Genomic DNA, 2,390 nt, shown 5'->3' on the forward strand with positions numbered 1-2,390 from the left:
CCCCTCCTTGTAAGGGAGGTGCTCTCCCAGCTGAGCTAATCGACCTGGGATTTACACAATGATTTAATTCTTAAAAAAGAATGGTGGTCGATACTGGGCTCGAACCAGTGACCCCCTCCTTGTAAGGGAGGTGCTCTCCCAGCTGAGCTAATCGACCTCGCTGTGTGGGGCCGTATTATAGGGAGCAACAAAATACTGTCAACGACTTTTTCACGAAACAAAGCTTAGCAGCGCTAAAAACGTGCACACTGCTGAATTGTTAAACGCTTTAAACCCATAACAGACATGAATACTTAACCTTTTGATGCATTATTAAGCAAGTGTTTAGGGTCATAAGCTTTCATGTCTTTTCTTTTGTTTACTTTCGTCATTAAGCTTGTATCAAGAATTTAAGCTTTAGCATTAATTTTAATCGCCGAGCTTTATCCAGATTAAATCTATCTTGTGCAATCAAGAACTCATTCAGTAATTAGTAAACTTCAAGCAGCAAGACATTCGCCTGTTAGCTATAGTTTTTCTTCACAAGAATAATATCACTTAAGTAAAGCGACCCAGCTTATATAATCAAAAGTGAAACTCGCATAATAAGGTAGTTTAGGTATAGAATATCGCCCACTTTATTATATCTGTCTTTTATAGACGTTTTTGAAATAGGTTAGTGTCCCATTATGACAACTAAGACGCGTTTTGCTCCTAGCCCAACAGGCTTTTTACATGTAGGTGGTGCTCGAACAGCACTTTATTCTTGGCTTTATGCCCGCGCAAACCAAGGCGAGTTTGTTTTACGTGTAGAAGATACTGATATTGAACGTTCAACACCTGAAGCATGTGCAGCCATTCTTGAAGGAATGGAATGGTTAGGACTAACTTGGGATGAAGGTCCATATTACCAAACTAAACGTTTCGATCGTTATAACGAAATCATTACGCAGATGCTAGAAGAAGGTACTGCTTATAAGTGCTATTGTTCCCGTGAGCGTATTGAAGCAATGCGTGAAGAACAAGCTGCGAATGGTGAGTCACAAAAATATGATGGTCACTGTCGTGATCTTGAGCCTCGTGATACAGATGAACCATTTGTCATCCGTTTTAAGAACCCGACAGAAGGCAGTGTGGTATTTGATGATCATGTACGTGGTCGTATCGAATTTGCTAATGACACTTTAGATGACTTAATTATCGCCCGTACAGAAGGTACGCCGACTTATAACTTTTGTGTAGTTGTAGATGATTGGGATATGGGTATCACTTGCGTTGTACGTGGTGAAGACCACATCAACAACACCCCTCGTCAAATTAACATCCTTAAAGCATTAGGTGCACCAGTACCTGAATATGCTCATGTATCGATGATTTTAGGTGATGACGGTGCAAAATTGTCAAAACGTCATGGTGCTGTTGGTGTAATGCAATATCGTGATGATGGTTACTTACCAGAAGCACTGCTTAACTACCTTGTACGTTTAGGTTGGTCACATGGCGACCAAGAAGTGTTTTCGATGGACGAAATGATCTCGCTATTCAAACTAGACGATATCAATAAAGCCGCTTCTGCCTTTAATACTGAAAAGCTAAATTGGTTGAACCAACACTACATTAAGGAGCTTGCTCCAGAATATGTAGCAAAGCATCTTCAATGGCACATGGATCACCAAAAAATTGATACAGCAAACGGCCCAGCATTAGCTGAAGTTGTTACTGCATTATCTGAAAGAGCAAAAACCTTGAAAGAGTTAGCAGCTTCTAGCCGCTACTTTTACGAAGATTTCGACGCTTTTGACGAAAATGCCGCTAAAAAGCATTTACGTGGCGTAGCCATGGAGCCGTTAAAGCTAATTCAGCAAAAAATTGCTGCACTTCCAGAGTGGACTGTTGAAGCAATACATCAAGCAATTGAAGATACTGCTGCAGAACTTGAAGTGGGAATGGGTAAAGTCGGAATGCCTTTACGTGTAGCCGTTACAGGCGCTGGCATATCACCTGCTGTAGATTTAACCTTATTTTTAGTTGGAAAGGCTCGTTGCGAACAAAGAATATCCAAAGCGATTGAATTTGTAGCAGATAGAATAAATTCTTAAAAAACGAGTTGACACTTTTGGCGAGGCTGCATAGAATGCGCCTCGCAGTTGAGACACAACGTGATTATTTATCGCAGCATGTCCAAATGTATTAAGTATAGTTGAGGGGCTATAGCTCAGCTGGGAGAGCGCTTCGCTGGCAGCGAAGAGGTCCACGGTTCGATCCCGTGTAGCTCCACCAATTATATTTAAATCAAAGCATTAAGTTTTAGCCTACAGAGCTTAATGAGTTATTCACTCTTTGCAGAGTCTAATGCAGTCCGGGTCCCCTTCGTCTAGAGGCCTAGGACACCGCCCTTTCACGGCGGTAAC

General features: G+C 41.5%; 1 protein-coding gene and 2 tRNA genes. 2 read left to right on the plus strand and 1 reads right to left on the minus strand.

Going from position 1 to position 2,390, the window contains the following annotated elements:
* Window positions 1-81: 81 nt before the first annotated feature.
* Window positions 82-157, minus strand: a tRNA-Val gene (locus tag J8L86_RS20950).
* Window positions 158-668: 511 nt separating this feature from the next.
* Here J8L86_RS20950 and gltX point away from each other — a divergent pair.
* A complete protein-coding gene (gltX, locus tag J8L86_RS20955) occupies window positions 669-2,078 on the plus strand; it encodes a glutamate--tRNA ligase (RefSeq protein ID WP_211031446.1) in 1,410 nt (469 codons plus the stop codon).
* 105 nt (window positions 2,079-2,183) lie between these two features.
* Window positions 2,184-2,259: transfer RNA gene (locus J8L86_RS20960), tRNA-Ala, on the plus strand.
* The last annotated feature ends 131 nt before the right edge of the window (window positions 2,260-2,390 follow it).

The sequence above is a fragment of the Shewanella sp. MMG014 genome, from assembly GCF_018100775.1.
GTDB classification, from domain to species: domain Bacteria; phylum Pseudomonadota; class Gammaproteobacteria; order Enterobacterales; family Shewanellaceae; genus Shewanella; species Shewanella japonica.

Excerpts from the sequence above, each read along its gene's own strand:
- gltX (WP_211031446.1), top strand. The coding sequence starts at position 669 with ATGACAACTAAGACGCGTTTTGCTCCTAGCCCAACAGGCTTTTTACAT.